Source organism: Dysgonomonas massiliensis (assembly GCF_900240225.1).
GTDB classification, from domain to species: domain Bacteria; phylum Bacteroidota; class Bacteroidia; order Bacteroidales; family Dysgonomonadaceae; genus Dysgonomonas; species Dysgonomonas massiliensis.
The window spans coordinates 84,234-101,643 of the sequence record NZ_OEPV01000008.1 but is presented as its reverse complement, the minus strand read 5'-3'; the positions used below and the strand labels follow the sequence as shown (position 1 = coordinate 101,643).

Annotated in this window: 14 protein-coding genes; 6 read left to right on the top strand and 8 right to left on the bottom strand. The window is 36.0% G+C overall.

What is annotated here, in order from left to right; genetic code table 11:
• The first annotated feature begins 91 nt into the window (after positions 1–91).
• The 6 genes from C1A06_RS09555 (at position 92) to C1A06_RS09530 (ending at position 9,388) form a co-directional block, all read left to right on the top strand.
• On the top strand, positions 92–1,264 hold the full coding sequence (locus C1A06_RS09555; RefSeq protein WP_101690037.1) for an efflux RND transporter periplasmic adaptor subunit: 1,173 nt from the start codon (positions 92–94) through the stop codon (positions 1,262–1,264).
• Entirely contained in the window at positions 1,264–4,422 is a 3,159-nt protein-coding gene (locus C1A06_RS09550) for an efflux RND transporter permease subunit (RefSeq protein ID WP_101690036.1), read from the top strand. The genes C1A06_RS09555 and C1A06_RS09550 overlap by 1 nt, the downstream gene beginning before the upstream one ends.
• A 1-nt stretch (position 4,423) precedes the next feature.
• Positions 4,424–5,797 carry an efflux transporter outer membrane subunit gene (locus C1A06_RS09545; protein ID WP_101690035.1) on the top strand — a complete coding sequence of 458 codons (1,374 nt, stop codon included), beginning with the start codon at positions 4,424–4,426 and terminating at the stop codon, positions 5,795–5,797.
• A gap of 130 nt (positions 5,798–5,927) precedes the next feature.
• The gene (gene porL, locus C1A06_RS09540) at positions 5,928–6,770 is read left to right on the top strand and encodes a type IX secretion system motor protein PorL/GldL (protein WP_101690034.1); all 843 of its coding nucleotides are present in this window, start codon (positions 5,928–5,930) and stop codon (positions 6,768–6,770) included.
• 47 nt (positions 6,771–6,817) lie between these two features.
• On the top strand, positions 6,818–8,377 hold the full coding sequence (gene porM / locus C1A06_RS09535; protein ID WP_101690033.1) for a type IX secretion system motor protein PorM/GldM: 1,560 nt from the start codon (positions 6,818–6,820) through the stop codon (positions 8,375–8,377).
• A 204-nt stretch (positions 8,378–8,581) separates the two neighbouring features.
• Complete coding sequence (locus C1A06_RS09530) at positions 8,582–9,388, top strand: alpha/beta hydrolase (protein ID WP_245872039.1); 807 nt, start codon at positions 8,582–8,584, stop codon at positions 9,386–9,388.
• A gap of 1 nt (position 9,389) precedes the next feature.
• Here C1A06_RS09530 and C1A06_RS09525 read toward each other — a convergent pair whose 3' ends face one another.
• From C1A06_RS09525 to hisD, 8 genes are all read right to left on the bottom strand, one after another.
• A complete protein-coding gene (locus C1A06_RS09525) occupies positions 9,390–10,214 on the bottom strand; it encodes a transporter substrate-binding domain-containing protein (RefSeq protein WP_101690031.1) in 825 nt (274 codons plus the stop codon).
• A 13-nt stretch (positions 10,215–10,227) separates the two neighbouring features.
• Positions 10,228–12,366, bottom strand: coding sequence for a putative porin (locus tag C1A06_RS09520; protein WP_101690030.1), 2,139 nt, complete (start codon positions 12,364–12,366; stop codon positions 10,228–10,230).
• A gap of 98 nt (positions 12,367–12,464) precedes the next feature.
• Entirely contained in the window at positions 12,465–13,580 is a 1,116-nt protein-coding gene (gene hisB, locus C1A06_RS09515) for a bifunctional histidinol-phosphatase/imidazoleglycerol-phosphate dehydratase HisB (RefSeq protein ID WP_101690029.1), read from the bottom strand.
• Between the two features lie 125 nt (positions 13,581–13,705).
• The gene (gene hisC, locus C1A06_RS09510) at positions 13,706–14,737 is read right to left on the bottom strand and encodes a histidinol-phosphate transaminase (RefSeq protein WP_185116836.1); all 1,032 of its coding nucleotides are present in this window, start codon (positions 14,735–14,737) and stop codon (positions 13,706–13,708) included.
• A gap of 50 nt (positions 14,738–14,787) precedes the next feature.
• Positions 14,788–15,252, bottom strand: a complete 465-nt coding sequence (locus C1A06_RS09505; protein ID WP_101690027.1) for a cupin domain-containing protein — start codon at positions 15,250–15,252, stop codon at positions 14,788–14,790.
• A gap of 4 nt (positions 15,253–15,256) precedes the next feature.
• Positions 15,257–15,697, bottom strand: coding sequence for a GNAT family N-acetyltransferase (locus C1A06_RS09500; protein WP_101690026.1), 441 nt, complete (start codon positions 15,695–15,697; stop codon positions 15,257–15,259).
• The gene (locus C1A06_RS09495; RefSeq protein ID WP_101690025.1) at positions 15,694–16,122 is read right to left on the bottom strand and encodes a GNAT family N-acetyltransferase; all 429 of its coding nucleotides are present in this window, start codon (positions 16,120–16,122) and stop codon (positions 15,694–15,696) included. Before C1A06_RS09495 ends, C1A06_RS09500 begins: the two co-directional genes overlap by 4 nt.
• 3 nt (positions 16,123–16,125) lie before the next feature.
• Entirely contained in the window at positions 16,126–17,409 is a 1,284-nt protein-coding gene (gene hisD, locus C1A06_RS09490) for a histidinol dehydrogenase (RefSeq protein WP_101690024.1), read from the bottom strand.
• Position 17,410: the final 1 nt, after the last annotated feature.

The following is a 17,410-nucleotide window of genomic DNA, read 5'->3' as shown; positions in this document are numbered from 1 at the left end:
AATTTAGATAGATGGAAATATGATTTATCTAAATTTGCGCAAGACATATAGAAAACTGATGTTTTTTAGTTATTGACCTAAACTGTTTTATATGAGAAAAGGACAATTACCTTTTTTGCTATTACTAGTTTGTATAGCTTTCAATTCTTGTAAAAAAAATAAAGTAGAACTTCCTAAAGTCGAAATTGCTCCAGTACTGACTGAGGATATTAAAATTTATGGAAATTATGTGGGGTTGATCCGTGCCGGAAGTAGTGTAGAGATACATGCGCGTGTAGAAGGTTTTTTGGATAAATACACATTTAGTGAAGGAAAACGAGTACAAGCTGGTGAACCTTTATTTTATATTGATAATAGAGTTTATAAAGCTAAAGTCGAGAGAGCTAAAGCACAGTTACAGAAAGACGAAGCACAATTAGCTAAATCGGAGAGAGATGTCAGACGACTCCGCCCTCTATACGAGCAGAATGCTGCCAGTCAACTTGACTTGGATAATGCAGAAGCAGCCTATAATATGGCAAAAGCAAATGTAGAAATGAGTAAAGCGGATCTTGAGCAGGCAACTATTGAGCTTGGTCATACAGTTGTGCGTTCTCCTTTTGATGGGTACATGAGTGAACGTCGTGTAGATGTAGGTGCTCTTGTTGGAAAATCAAATTCTACTTTACTTGCTACTGTAGTTAAGAGAGACACTGTTTTAGTCGATTTTAAACTTACTTCATTAGATTATTTGAGGAGTCAACGTCGTAATGTGCATTTGGGTGAACAAGATTCTACTCGGTCTTGGCAGCCTACAGTTGACGTAACATTGGCTGACAATACAATATATGATGAGAAGGGTATTGTTGATTTTGCCTCTCCGTTAGTTGATCCAAAAACAGGTACATTTGGTGTACGTGCAATACTGCCAAATCCTAATCAAGTATTATTACCTGGACAGTTCACACGTGTGAAGCTTTTACTAGACGTAATTGAACGTGCAACTGTTGCGCCGCGCAAATCGTTGATAATAGAAAAAGGCGGGGCTTTTATTTATGTTATTCGCCCTGATAGTATTGCAGAAAAACGTTTTGTGGAAATTGGAACAGAGCAAGAGAATTCGGTAGTCGTAGTTCGAGGATTGGCTCCAGGCGAAAATATTGTAACAGAAGGCTTACAAAAATTAGCACCGGGGCAGAAAGTTATTCCTCTTACACATACAGAATCTCAAAAACTGCTCGAAGCTCGCGAGCAAGAATTAATAACAAATAAGGAGGATAAATAATGAAAGGCGGTTTTTTTATCGAACGGCCAGTCCTTTCTACTGTTATATCTGTATTAATTGTAATTATAGGTATAATTGGATTGTCGTTGTTGCCTATTGAGCAATATCCACAAATAACTCCACCGATCGTAAAGATTAGTACTTCATATCCAGGAGCTAATGCTACAACGGTTTCACAGGCTGTTGCAACACCTATTGAGCAGGAGCTTAATGGTACACCAGGAATGATTTACATGGAATCGAGTAGTACGAATACCGGAGGGTTAAATATTACAGTTACTTTCGATGTAAATACAAATCCTGATTTAGCTGCTGTAGAAATTCAAAATCGTGTTAAGTTAGCAGAAAATCGTTTGCCTGCTGAGGTTCTTCAAAATGGTATTTCTGTTGAGAAGCAAGCTCCAAACCAATTGTTGACAATTGCTCTATCATCAATCGATCCTAAATTTGATGAGATATATTTAAGTAATTACGCAACGATAAATGTAGTTGATGTCTTAAAACGTATTCCAGGAGTAGGGCGTGTATCGAATGTCGGTAGTAGATATTATGGTATGCAAATTTGGGTTTATCCGGATCGCTTGGCTAGTTTTGGATTAACAGTCAAAGACCTGCAAAATGCCCTTAAAGAGCAAAATCGTGAATCGGCTGCTGGAAATTTAGGACAACAGCCAATTGTTGACGTAGATGTGACTATACCCATAACCGCTCATGGACGATTGTCTACAGTTGATGAATTCGAAGATATAGTAATAAAAGCAAATAGCGACGGATCATTTATCCGTATACGAGATGTAGCTAGGGTATCTCTCGAAGCATCTTCATACAATACAGAAAGTGGACTGAATGCCGAGAACGCGGCAATATTATCGGTATATACCTTGCCGGGAGCTAATTCCATGGATGTTGCAAATCAGATAAAAGAGACTATGGACGATATAGCAAAAGACTTTCCAGAGGGAATGAGTTATATTGTTCCATTCGATATGTCTGAATATATTAACCAATCTATTCATGAGGTGTATAAAACCCTTTTCGAGGCATTGTTCTTAGTAATCTTGGTCGTTTATCTATCATTACAAAATTGGCGTACAGCTTTGATTCCTATCGTTGCAGTGCCAATCTCATTGATAGGTACATTCGGATTTATGCTTATCATGGGATTCTCGCTCAATATGTTAACTCTCTTAGGATTGGTACTTGCTATTGGTATTGTAGTTGATGATGCCATAGTCGTCGTCGAAAACGTAGAGCGTATTATGGAGGAAAAAGGCTTGCAAGCACGTGAAGCAACCCATTTAGCTATGAAAGAATTGACTGGGGCTTTGGTTGCAACATCTTTGGTCCTTGCAGCAGTTTTTGTTCCGGTTAGTTTTCTTGATGGTATTACGGGCTCATTGTATCGTCAGTTCTCAATAACTATTGTTGTGTCTGTATTGATATCTGCAGTAGTAGCATTAACATTGAGCCCTGCCATGTGTGCTATTTTATTACGACCACAATCTCATAAAAAGAAAAATATTGTTTTTCGAAGAATCAATGTATGGCTTAATATCAGCAATAAAAAGTATGCTAAAATTTTATTGAAAGTTATCTCTAATCCGAGAAGAACTATAGCTGCTTTCGGTATGATTCTTGTCTTTATTTTTGTTTTAAATAGAGTATTACCTGCAAGTTTCATTCCTCAAGAAGACCAAGGGTACTTCACTGTAGAGCTAGAAATGCCAGAAGGAACTACGTTGGAACGTATGCGTACTGTAACAGATCGTGCTCTAGTTTATTTAGGACAGCATGAAGCTGTCGATTTTGTCCAAAATGTGACAGGATCTAGTCCGCGTGTAGGAACAAATCAAGGACGTTCTACTTTAACCGTCATGCTGAAGCCTTGGGAAGAACGTAGCATGAAAGTAGAAGAAGTGATGCGTGATGTTCAGAAAGAGTTTACTAATTATCCAGAAGCACGAACTTTTGTTTCACGTCCTGCAGTTATTCCTGGTCTAGGAAGTGCCGGTGGTGTTGAAATGAAATTACAAGCGCGTTCAGGAGCTTCTTGGAATGACTTAGTCGCGGCAGTTGATACATTTACATATTATGCCAATAAGTCTAAACGTATAGAAAGTGTGTCATCGTCTTTACAGGCCGAAATTCCGCAGTTATATTTTGATGTGGACAGAGATCAGGCGATGTTGCTCGGAGTTCCTATGCCGGATATTTTCTCGACAATGAAAGCTTATTTGGGATCGGTATATGTAAACGACTTTAATATGTTTAATCGTATCTATAAAGTATATATACAAGCTGATCAATCTTATCGCGCTGATGCGAACAGTCTGAATTTGTTTTTTGTCAAAGGTTCGGATAATAGTATGGTCCCACTGACAGCATTAGGGAAAACGGCCTATACAACTGGTCCTGGTAATATTACCCGATTTAACATGTATACTTCATCTTCTATGCAGATTACACCAGCATCAGGGGTAAGCTCGGGTGATGCTATGAATGAAATTAATAAAATTGTATCAGAAAAATTACCTGAGAATATAGGAGTAGCTTGGAGTGGACTATCTTTCCAAGAACAGAAAGCTAGCGGTCAAACTGGAACTGTATTTATGTTGGTCTTCATATTTGTATTCCTATTCCTTGCAGCTTTGTATGAAAGCTGGACTGTCCCGATTGCTGTGATGCTTTCGTTGCCAGTAGCAGTTTTAGGTGCATATATTGGTATTGGTATTTTAGGCCTAGAAAATGATATTTATTTCCAGATAGGATTAATTACATTGTTGGGGCTTGCAGCCAAAAACGCTATTTTGATTGTCGAATTTGCCAAAATGCGAGTTGATGAAGGTATGCAGCCCGTAATAGCTGCTATGCAAGCTGCTCGTTTACGATTCAGACCTATCTTGATGACTTCATTGGCATTTGTTTTAGGATTATTGCCAATGGTTATCGCTTCAGGGCCGGGTTCGGCAAGTCGTCATTCTATTGGTACTGGAGTGTTCTTTGGTATGATTGTGGCTGTAACAGTTGGAATTATATTTATACCATTCTTCTTTGTTTTGGTATACAAAGTGAAAAATCGATTCGGAATTCCGGAATTTCATTATATAAGTTTTGTGAAAAGATGGAAAAATAAAATTGAAACGAAAATAAAAAAATAATATGCGTAAGTATATCTATATAGTTATCATAGGAGCTACATTTTTATCGTCATGTAAAATAGGTCAACGATATAAACAGCCCGAAATGCAAGATATGCCAGACTCTTTTGCTTCTACAAGCCTACAAATGGACAGTACTACAGTAGGGGATATAGGTTGGACTACTTTATACTCTGACCCAGCTCTCAAAGAACTTGTTTATAGAGCTTTGGAGAATAATAAAGATATGAAAATAGCAGCAGCCAGAATAAAAGAATTGGCTGCAAATAATAGAATTAGCTTTGCAGAAATGCTTCCTTCAATTGGAGTTGAAGGATTATTTCAGAAAGAAGCATTGGATTATAAAAATTCAATATCGCCTAAGCATAGAGGCCAATTTACATTAAATTGGGAGTTGGATTTATGGGGTAATTTGCGTTGGGCCAATGATGCTAGCGTAGCCAAATTGATACAGTCTGTAGAAGCTCAGAGAGCATTACACCTAACAATAGTAGGTCAGGTAGCGCAAATGTATTTTGAGCTTACTGCACTAGATCGAAAATTGGCTATAGTAAAGCAAACATTGGTTGCTAGACAAGAAAGTTCATGGTTGGCTAAACTCAGATATGAAGGTGGTTTAACCTCAGAAATACCATATCGTCAAAGTTTGGTTGAGTTGGCTCGTACAGAGACGATGGTGCCGAGTTTGGAAAATGAAATACAACTAAAAGAAAATGACTTAGCTGTATTGGTTGGAGCATTTCCATCAAGTTTGATTCCTCGAGGGATGGGACTAAATAAACAAATATTGCCGGATAGTTTGCCCGTGGACCTACCTTCTTCGTTGTTGAAGAGACGTCCGGATGTTATTCAGGCTGAACAAAAGCTCATAGAAGTAAATGCTAAAGTTGGTATGGCTCTAACGAGTATTTTCCCGAATGTGAAATTAACAGGTAAATATGGTGTCGAAGATGCTCATATTTCATCAGTATTGAAGAATCCTGCATGGTGGTTATCAGGATCTCTGTTAGGTCCGGTATTTAATTTTGGGAAAAATAAAGCAATTCATAAGGCTGCAAAGGCAGCTTATGAGCAAGAAGTATATAGTTACGAAAATAAGATTCTCAATGTATTCAAAGAGGTAAATAATGCTATCGTAACATTTGAAAAATCGAAAGAGGTTCGTAAATCCAGAGAAGAACTATATACATCAGCCAAATCTTATTATGAGCTTGCACGATTGCAATATATAAACGGAGTGGTAAATTACATTGATGTACTTGACTCGCAGAGACAATTATTTGATGCCGAAATATCATTGAATGACGCTTTATTGAATGAGTTAACATCTACAGTTACACTTTATAAAGCATTAGGTGGAGGTGTTGTTGAATAAATCTTGTCTTTTGATTTAGTGACAATACAATATTCAAAGAACTTATTCGTTATACAAAAGTAAAGTCTACGATCCGAAGGAGATTGTAGACTTTAAATAATATTTGTAAATAAAACATCATATAATAAAAATGAAAAAATTAAGAGTTTGGCTAGCTAGTGAGTCAGGTAAACGTTTTTTTAATGTTGCATATAGCTTGGGTGCGGCAATTGTCATCATTGGTGCAATGTTTAAAGTAATGCACTATCCTGGAGCAAACGTTATATTCGTAACAGGAATGGTGGTTGAAGCATTCATTTTCTTTTTATCAGCGTTCGATACTTCATTATATGATAATACTCCGGTTACAGTTGGTCAAAATATACAGATGTCAGATCAGATTTTGGCTAATAAAATAAATAATGTTGAACCTACATCAGGTGATCAGAAACCAATTAATTCATCTTCGGTAAAAGGTGCTCCTAGTGTAGGAGGTTCTCAGGTTATAGTTGTAGGTGGAGGAACAATTGGTAATGCATCTACGGCTGCATCTGCACTATCGGGTACAACATCACATCTAGGTCAAGCTGCATCTACATCTGGATCTGTTGCAGATCCATCAATAGGTAATATAACATCGGAATCAGCAAAAGGGTATACAGATAGTATGGCTACTGCAGCCCAAAATATGGAAGAATTCTCGAAAACAATGCAGTCATTGAATGAAACCTCACAAACATTATTAGATGCCTATAAGCAGATAGCTGATGCTAATAATTTGTCAGAATCGATGAATACGGTAAGATATATCAATGATAGTCTATCACGTATTAAGAATCTATACGATGGAGCAATCGGTGATAGCTATATGTTTAAAGAAGAAATGTCAAAAATGACACGTCATATTGAAGCTCTTAATCAAGTTTATGCACGTCTACTTCAGGCTATGACATCAAATAATAATTCAAACCAAAACAATCCTCCGATTTATTAATCGAACTGTTGAATAGATATTAACGTGTATAACAAGGAGGATAAATAATGGCAGGAAAAAGGAGAGTATCGCCCAGACAAAAGATGATTAACCTGATGTATCTGGTTTTCATCGGTATGTTGGCGATGAATATATCGGTCGATGTTCTAAATGGATTTGATTTATTAGGAGATAATATTGCTACTACTATTGATGCTACATCAACAAGAAATGAACAGCTATATTCAGAGTTGAATTCATCATATGATCAGAATCCCGAAAAGACAAGATCGTCATATGAAAAGGCGAGAATATTGAAACAACGTTCAGATTCTTTGTTTAATTATATTCAAGATTTGAAAGTAGAAATTGCTTTGAAAACAGATGGAAAAGATGCTGATGTAAATAATCTGGAAAGACGTGAATATAGAGATGCTGGGTCGGAAGTATTTTTGTCTCCGGTTGATGGTAAAGGCAAAGAATTAAAGAATGCTATTGATACATATCGCAATCAAATCGTACAGATGATTGCAGACCCAATTAAAAAAACGACAATAGAAAATTCATTATCTACCGAGCCGACAGAAAGAGCTAAACGTAAACAACAATCATGGCTTGAATCTTCTTTCGAGAATATGCCTAGCATTGCAGTAAATACTTATTTATCAGAATTACAGTCGAACATAAGACAGGCCGAAGGCGAAGCGTTGAATAGCTTGGTTAAAGAAATTGACCTAAGTGATTTTAGAGTTAATCAGTTGGATGCAATTGTTATTCCCGAATCAAAAGTTGTGGTACGTGGAGCAAACTATAAAGCGAATATTATTGTTGCAGCTGTTGATACGACACAACGCCCCAGAATAGTTGTTAATGGTAAAGAAATTGAAAATGGAGCTTTACATATTCCTACATCTTCAGTTGGTAATTCATTCAAGGTCGAAGGATTCCTCGAACTGATGAATAGAGATGGTTCGATCTTCAAAAAAAATTTCACAGATACTTATACTGTTATTGAACCTATGGCCACAGTAGCGCCATTGTTGATGGATGTTGTATACTTGGGTATTGATAACGAAATGAGTATTTCGGTACCCGGATTTACATCGAATCAGGTAAATGCATCTGTACAGGGGGGGACTATAACACGTAAAGGCAATAATTGGGTTGCTCGTCCGGCAGGTAAAGTAGGAGATAAGTTGATAGTAAATGTATCTGTTAATGATAATGGTGCACAGCGCTCAATGGCTCGTAAAGAGTTTCGCATTCGTGCGCTTCCAGATCCTACTGCATATATCAATTATACTGATAGTAAAGGAGCTGCACGTGTATTTAAACAAGGAACTCTTTCTCGAAATTCACTTTTAAGTGCAGGAGGAATAAAAGCATCAATTGATGATGGAATTTTGAATATCCCATTTCAAGTTTTAGGTTTCAGATTAGTTGTTATCGATGCTATGGGAAATGCTTTGCCACAAGAGTTATCTAATGGTGATAGGTTATCGGATAGACAGCTAGAACAAATAAGACGTTTGGATAGAGGAAAAACTTTCTTTATATCGGGCATTCGAGTAAAAGGTCCTGATGGTATAGAAAGAAATATTGCACCGATGGAGGTTCGATTGAATTAAACCATAGTATTTAGCTCTAAAGAGAATCTATTCTTTAGAGCTTTTTTATTATTCTAAATTATGTATTTTAATCAGTATTCTATAAACTAAGAACAAAATATCTATAACAGCGAATTGTTGGATAATCTTAAATAATAAGCTACGATGAAACGACTAAGTAAAATACTTTTATTAAGTTCACTGTTACTAATAACAAATTATTCAATGGCTCAGAAAAAGATAGTAAAACTTTGGCAGCAACAGGTTGAGAGTAACGGCCTTGTTGGAGATGAAGTAAATGTGAAGAATAGAATCAGCAATGTTTCTGAGGCCGAACTATGGCTATATAAAGCAGATACTGCTAATAACACAAGAATGGCTATTGTTATTTGTCCTGGAGGAGGTTATGTTAAATTAGCTATTGATCATGAAGGCGAGGATTTTGCAGAATGGCTCAACAAACAAGGAATAACAGCCATTGTACTAAAATACAGAATGCCTAATAAACATAAATTCGTGCCGCTAAGCGATGGGCAAGAAGCAATAAAATATGTACGGCAACACGCGGAAGAATTGGCTATTGATTCTAATAAAATAGGTATAGCAGGTTTTTCTGCTGGAGGACATTTGGCAGCATCGGTATCTAATCATTTTTCAGAAGAAAGTGTAAGCTCAAGGCCTGACTTCTCGATATTGTATTACCCTGTAATTTCGATGACCGAGACAGCTCATCCAGGATCAATGGCCGAATTGTTAGGTGATAGTCCTAGTCTTGATGATATCAATTATTTCTCGTTAGAGAAACAAGTTACAGTAAATACTCCCCAAACTATCATCTTTTCAAGTTATGATGATAAAACAGTTTCAGTACTTAATAGTACAGATTATTATCAAGCTTTGTTAGATAAGGGAGTTAAGGCTTCAATATATTTATTTCCAAAAGGAGGGCATGGGTGGGGGATGCATTCCAATTTTGAATATCATGAAGATATGTTATCTCTATTGAGTAAATGGCTCAAAGATATAGATTAGTTTACTTATAGTATTTATTATAAACTTTGTTATAGGACGGCTCTTGTTTTATTCTATCGATCCAAGTATTCACAGAATCAAGTAATATTGGTGAATCCTTCCTTAGTACCCACGCTTCGAAATGAGTAAATCCTATTTCTGTTTCGCAGTCAATTTCTGGTAATTCTTTTGTTATTCTATTAGCTGTTTTATCATCTATGATTGAATAATCTATTTCACCGGAAGCCACTTTCATCGCTAGCTGTTCATTGCTGTACAATGGATCTTCTATATGGTATATTGAATCACCAATCTCTGCTGCCAAGTTGTTAATACGCACTATTGCAGGAGAATGGCTGGCTACGTATATTGTACATTTTGCCAGTTCTAGATGGCTCCTGATTGGCGCTTTATCATCGTTAAACTTAGCTTTGCGTTGAACCAATACTAATTTATTTTGCGTGATAGGTTTGGTCAGGTTTAGAGAGTCTTTTATTTGATTTGTAGTAGGTATATTGGCTATAATAATATCACATTCATGAGAGGTTAGTGCATCAATCATTCCTTTTATATCTGACTTCAAAATAACCTCTATATTTAAGGATGTTTCCTTTTTTAGCATATTAATCATATCATAATTGAAGCCCGAAATAGAGTCATGCGCTACATAATATCCTAAAGGACTATAGGTTGTTGCAACCCTTAGAATTCCTTCTTTTTCAATATCATGAAAATCCCTAGTATTCTGTTTTTCTTCCGAAGCATTCAAGTATAGACAAACAACAACCATAAATATAATGATAGCAATTATTCCTACTAGCCTATAGATGTGTTTTTTGTTTGTCATAGCAATTGTACTATCAATTATTAAATTTCCAAGTAAGTCCCATCTTCAACCCTGAAGGATTTATTGCGTATCGATATAATGAAAACGAATTCCCATTTCCCATTCCTTGAGCAAAATTGTAATACATTACGAAGAATCGTGTATTTTTCAATACTAAGTTAATATAGGCATTTGCCATAGGGAAATTACCTATTTTATATTCCTTTTGATTGAAAAACTGCATGGTCATAAAATTGTAGCCCGGAGCATAATATTCAGTATGATAGTGCGCATCTACCCCTAGTTGTACACCAAGGACCTTTGCTATTTTGGTCTTTAAATACAGATTGGTATAAACGCTTAGATCGGGTAGGGGTATAATGTCCTGATTGCTTGAACTTTGATATGCAATCTGGTTTTCCCAGTTCAGAATACCAAGTTCCAATTTATTCTCAAATTTTAAAGATAAAATTTGTATACCATCACTGTGTTGATTGATGATACCATCCATTCCGTAATATCGTTGATTCTGTATATTTTCTACACCTCCACTAATTTTTGTATTTAAAAATGGTATATCAAGTTCACCACCTACAAAAGTACGTCTTGTTGCATCCAGATTTTTATGCCAGTTGATATATTTCGAATGAAATCTTTCTTCGAATAGTGTTGGTGCAATATTTTTATAATATGCTTTTGCTCGTACTGCTATTTCTTTATTCCTTAGATATATTTTAGTTGTCAGGTTACCTTCAATAAGAAGATCTTCTCCTAATAAATCTTTTGAAGCTTTTGCATCGAAAAATAGATATTTTCCGCTTGCTTTAGAAATTTCTGCTCCAATAGTAAACTTGTCATCTCCATAATGCTTATAATTCCCGTAGAAGTTATTTATAGAATCAGGATAATTAGGTACTGAATACTTTCTCAAATCATATTCGGCAAATACTGTCAACCCAAATTTTGTCCATGGTCTGAATCCTTCATTCATACTCAATGCCAGTGTATTTTTGAAAGAGTAATAAGACATGAAATCATTCAGAAGATCGTCATATTTTATTTGTACTGGAGTAGCTCCATTGCCCATATCCTGATTGATAAGATTGTTATCCCTCATGTAACTATCAAGATATGAGTAGTTCGATTTAACTCTTCTGCGTTGATCGGTATAGTTGGTTGTAAATATTATACTTGCTAATGGTATATAATCCTTTTTAGTTCGCATTACCGATGTAGTATCATTCAGCCATACTTCTTCTTTGTCATTCCCCAGATCGTATCTATTTGTTATAAATATACGTCTTCCTTGCATACGGTTCCACGTGTTCATGAAATTTACAGGGATATTGCGCGAATCGCCACTGAAGGTCATTTTTTTCTTAACTTCATCCGGACTTGTAATGAACTCGTACCATTTTGCTTCCCCATTTTCCGAATCTGCTAAACCTCCATTTTCAGATCGGTTCATGTAGTTATTATTGAAAAATGCATGCATTTTATAACGATCTCCAATATAGCTGGCGTATAGATCGTATATAAAGTGTTTATTATATTGATAAGAATAAAGACCACGTGCATATAAATAGTCGAAATTCATTCCAATATTAAGCTTCTTTCCAAAGTTTGATGAAAGCTCTACCATCAGACGTTGTTCTCCATCTTCTTTGCCTCCAGCTGTTTGGTAGTATATATTAGAAAATGGAACCTTAGTATTCAGAAAGATGTTATCTTCGGGCTTCTTATACCAATAATTGAATGCATTTAAGAACATATAGCCAGTATTGGAGTCGACAGGACGATTGAAGAATATTTTGCTTTGGGCTGGTGACCCAATATTACTAAGGTAACCAACTGCAACATCTTTGCTATCTACCAAAGTGGATGCATGAAAATTGACGAAGGACGTGTCTCTATCAACGATTGTTCTAGTTCCTAAACGAGGAGAAATCTTCCACCCATATATTTTAATTGGAGCTACTGAATCCTGATCATGAGAGTGATCGTGGCCATGATGGTCATGATCTAAATCAACTACCCCTTTGTCGGTTAATATTACATTTGGTTGTTCTTCTCTAGATGTAGGAATACTGTCTCTGTTTTGGCCCAAAATGCAAATATTGGAAAATGTATATATACAAACAGATAGGAATATTGTTGTGAATTGTCGCTTCATCCTGGCAATCTTTGGTATAAGTGTAACTTTATTGTTTTGGTGTACACTTCATTGTTTCATTATAACTGCGCAAAGATAGAAAATATTGTCCATAAAATTCATAGAATACCCTTCGTTGATGGCAACTCGAAATTAAATATGTCTCTGTTTTTAGCATTTTTAAGAGCTCGGGCGAACGCTTTAAATATTCCTTCTATTTTGTGATGTTCATTTTCACCTTCAGCACGAATGTTCAGATTCATTTTCGCGGCATCGCTCAACGACTTAAAAAAGTGCATAAACATCTCGGTAGGCATATCACCAACTTTCTCACGATTGAATTGCGCGTTCCAAACCAACCATGGACGTCCTCCGAAATCTAGAGCGACTTGACACAAGCAGTCATCCATTGGTAAACAATAGCCATATCGTTCAATACCTCGTTTGTCACCTAGTGCTTTATATAATGCTTCACCTAAAGCAATACCAGTATCTTCTATTGTATGATGTTCGTCGACTTTTAAGTCTCCTTTAGTCTGTATATTTAAGTCAATTGATCCATGTTTAGCAATCTGTTCTAGCATATGGTCGAAGAATCCTAATCCTGTATTTATATTACAAACACCTTTACCATCCATATTTACCGATACGTATATATCGGTTTCTTTTGTACATCTTCTTATCTCGGCTTTACGTTCTCCTCCGATTAAAAAATCAGCAATACGATCCCAATCGGATGTTTGAAGAATGCAAGTCTCTTTTAATTCTTCCGGAACTTCAAGATCTTCATTCATAAGAATAGCCTTGGAACCTAGATTCTTCGCTAATTGAACATCGGTCATGCGATCTCCAATAACAAAAGATTTTTCGAGATCATAATCATCCGAAAAATATTTGCCCAGCATGGCTGTCCCAGGTTTACGTGTAGGGAGATTTTCCTCAGGAAAGCTACGATCAATTAATACATCGTGAAAATGAATACCTTCCCCCTTGAAAGTTTGCATCATCAAATTATGTACTCCCCAGAAAGTATCTTCTGGAAACGATGATGTTCCAAGTCCGTCCTGATTAGTTACCATAACAAATTCGTGATTCAATCGTTTTTGAATTTCATACAGATTTCGAATCACTTTCGGATAAAATTCGAGTTTTTCGAATTTATCCAGTTGATAATCTATTGGCGGTTCGATAACTAAAGTCCCGTCCCGATCTATGAATAGTGCTGTTTTTTTCATTTTTATAATACTTATATATTCAAAAAAGTAACACATGTGTGCACTTTTTTATTATTTCTCTATCTATTGTATTTATATGTCAACTACTACTTCATAAAATAATATAGATAAACTTTTATTATTAACTATAATTTTTGAAGTGCTTCAGTAAGGGTTTTGTTTTCTTGCTCAGTACCTATCGTGATTCTGAGACAACCTTCGCACATTGATACATTATTGCGATTACGTACTACGATGCCTAGTTCAGCTAACTTCTTATAAATTCCATTTGGATCATTAACTTTAGCCAGAATAAAATTAGCATCAGATGGATAAATCTTTTCTACTAAACTTAGCTTGGATAATTCTTCAATCAAATTTGTTCTTTCCGTAAGAATTGTTTTTACCCAATCTTCTTTTTCAGCTAGACGATCTAGTGCTTCATTTACATATTCCTGAGTCAGTTGATTTATGTTGTATGGATATTTTACTTTACTCAGAAGTTCGATAATCTCTTTCGATGCGAAAGCCATTCCCAAGCGAACAGCAGCCAACCCCCATGCTTTCGAGAATGTTTGTAGAACTATAAGGTTTGGATAATCTTGTAGGTCTTGCAAGCGAGTTGCTTTCTCTGCAAAATCAATATATGCTTCGTCAAGAACTACAATTCCCTGAAATGAAAATAAAATACGATCTACATCTTCTCGTTTCAACAGATTTCCCGTTGGATTATTGGGCGAACAGAGGAATATAATCTTTGTATTGTTATCCGTCGCATCTAGCAAAGCATCAATATTGATTGAAAAATCCTTATTTAGTGGAACTTTTCTATACTCAACATTATTAATGTTAGCACAGACTTCATACATGCCATAAGTCGGATCGATAGCTACAACATTATCTATTCCCGGTTCGCAAAAAACGCGGTAAACTAAATCAATTGGTTCATCACTACCATTACCGAGAAAAATATTTTCAGAATGAATTTCCTTTATTGCAGCTATTTTATCTTTTAGCGCTAATTGTCGAGGATCTGGATAACGATTATACGAATCGCGAAGCGGATTTTCATTTGCATCTAGATATACAGATGCTTCACCCTTGAATTCATCTCGTGCCGAAGAATAGGCCTTCAAATTCCAAATATTTGGTCTAACTAATTGTTCAAGATTCATTATTTATAGTGTGTTTATTGTTTCAATCTGATTATATAAGTGACATGAAAACTTTATTGCTTTTCGTTTGTCGTTACGACAAAGATGATCAAAGGTTCATCTGCTGTATTTATGACAGAATGGTAATTCTCTTTCCCGCTAATAGCTGTGATTGAGCCTTTACTTAATTGTATCTCTTTTATTGTATTATTATTCCCTATACGCTCAACATATTTACCAGAGCCATTCACAACGATATATAATTCCTGTTCAAACCTATTCCCATGCTCGTGAAAACCAGCTTGATCGCTTTTGTTTAGTAAAACCATATAACAGGCTATACGATTGTTGACTAATTCATCCGATTCGAAAAATGAAAGCATATATACAATGCCATTACCGCCATACATGGGATCTCGCTTTTCTATTTTGATAACATCTCGATCAGATTTACCAAATATATAAGCTTTTAAATCAATATATTCTGCTACCTTATTTATTACGGCTTGTTCTTCCAACGTCCATTTTGCTTTAATCATGAGCTTATTTCAGGTTTTTAGTCATTTCAACATGTGGAATTCCGATTTCAGTGAAATAATCACCTTGAGTAGTATATCCAAGTTTTAAATAGAAGCCAACAGCAACTTCTCTAGCATGAAGATACATTATCTTGTAATTCGAATCACGTGCAAATTGTTCCGCATGACCTATTAATTTTCTTCCATAACCCGATTTTTGGAGTGTGCCGTCAACGGCCATCTGGCGTAATTGGATTGTATCAGCATCAATATGGTTAAGGAAACAACAGGCAAGTAACTGATTGTTTTCTTCATTGAAAAGGCCGAGTAGTGTATAATCCTTGTCTTTGGCTAATTCTTCTTCGGATGCAATAAGATTAAGCGGAGCTCTCAGAACACGATGTCTTAGGGCAAGCATTTGTTTGTATTCGTCTGAGCCAAATTTTATGATTGAGAACCTTGTCATAATCTTTTCTTCATTATTATGTGACGTATTCCTGCTTCGATAAATTCATCCCCTTCGAAATGATATCCATTTTTCAAATAGAAAGTTTCAACAGCTCTTTGCGCATGCAGCATAATTTCTTTATAGTTATCTTGTTTTGCAATATCTTCAGCAAACGAGATAAGCTTAGATCCAATTCCACTTTTCTGCAACTCTTCCATTACTGCCATTTGTCTTAATTGGACTGTTTCTTTGGTATATTCGGTAAGAACACAGCATCCAATTAATTCTCCATTATCGTAACATCCGCAAAAAATGCTTTCTTGATCTTTTATGAAGACATCTTCGAAATAGGGTAGCCCTATGGGTTCGAGAAGAATCGTATTTCTCAGCTCGACCATTTCAACATAATCTACAGAATTATATTCTACTGTCCGAAATTCCATAATTTACTTTTTCAATCTAAGTGTAACAGCATTTTTGTGAGCAAACAATAATTCGTTTTCAGCCATAATCTCGATGGTATTTCCAAGATTTTGTATACCTTCTCGCGTGATTTCCTGAAAAGTAATTTTCTTCGTAAAACTATCAAGATTTACGCCGCTGTATGCTTTAGCATATCCACTAGTAGGAAGTGTATGGTTTGTTCCTGAAGCATAATCGCCTGCACTTTCGGGTGTGTAATGGCCTAAGAATATTGATCCTGCATTAATTATTCTATTTGCAATAGACATATAGTCCTCAGTCTCGATAATTAGATGTTCTGGTGCATATTCGTTGGTCATTTCGATGATCTCTTCGTCATTTTTTAGTAGAATTAACCTACTATGATCGAGAGCTTTTTGGGCTAGCTCTTTTCTGGGTAGCTGTTCTAATTGTTTATCAACAGCTTCTTTTACTGAATAGAGAACATTTTCATCCGTTGTGAGCATTATTACCTGACTATCTGCTCCATGTTCGGCCTGAGACAGTAAATCGGCAGCTACAAAATCAGGATTAGCAGTTTTATCGGCAATCACAAGTACTTCGGATGGCCCTGCCGGCATATCTATTGCCACATCTTTGATGCTAACTAATTGCTTAGCCTTCATAACATACTGGTTACCAGGGCCAAATATTTTATAAACATTTGGCACCGACTCTGTTCCATATGCCATCGCTGCAATAGCCTGAACACCCCCGACCTTAAATATTTTACTTACTCCGGCTATTTTTGCTGCGTACAATATTGCTGGATTTACTTTTCCATCTTTATCGGGAGGGGTACACAATACAATCTCTTTACAACCTGCAATTTTTGCTGGAACAGCAAGCATGAGCACTGTCGAAAATAGGGGAGCAGTCCCTCCGGGAATATATAAACCAACTTTTTCTATTCCTACAGCTTTCTGCCAACAGATTACACCTTGGGTAGTCTCAACTTTATTGCTGATCAGTTGCTGATTTCTGTGAAATTTGTCAATGTTCTCTTTAGCTTTAGCTAAAGCCGTTTTCAAATCATTAGAGACTAATTCTTCCGACTCTTCTATCTCTTTTTTACTTACAGCTAGTTGTTCTGGATCTAATTGTATCTTATCAAATTTAGCTCCGTATTCAACAACTGCTTTATCGCCGCGTATTTTTATATCATTTAGTATATTCTGGACAATATCATTTAGTACTGAATCATCAAATGATGGTCGAGCAAGAATATTTTGCCAGTCCGAGCGATTCGGATATTTTATAATTTGCATC